This window comes from Streptomyces sp. NPDC059142 (assembly GCF_042755665.1).
GTDB lineage: Bacteria > Actinomycetota > Actinomycetes > Streptomycetales > Streptomycetaceae > Streptomyces.
In genome coordinates, this window is record NZ_JBHZDA010000158.1 from 8,392 (window position 1) to 8,899 (window position 508).

Below are 508 nucleotides of genomic sequence, written 5' to 3' on the forward strand. Positions count from 1 at the left end.
GCACGGATCCCGCCCCCCCCCGCGCCCCGACCCCCCCCGACGCCCCCCCCCCCCCCCCCCCCAACCCCCCCCCCCCCCCCCCCCCCCCCCCCCGCGCGCCCCCCCCCCCCCCCCCCCCCGCCCGCCGGATCTGCCCGGCCCGTTCCTCGGCGGCCCGGACCAGGGCCTCCGCGTCCTGGGCCCCGGTCCACCGGGCACCGTCGATCACATCGGCGGCCCGGTCGCGGAGGTCAGCGGCCAGGGCCTCCGGCTCCTCCCGCGCCCGCGGACCCGGCGGCACGGGCACCGCAGCAGCCGGACGGCGCTGCGGCGGGGGTGTCGTCTTCTGAGGCGGCTTAGCCGCCTTGTTCCGGGTGTTGCGGGTGGCTGTACGGGCCGCCACAACGTTCTCCTTCCATACGGGTGGTGGGGCCCCCGTAAGCCGCCGGCCCCCAACCATCGGGGAGTTAGTGTGGTTGGTTGCGCGAACACCGCAGACCACGTGCGTGTAAGCGGCGGTGTAGTATCC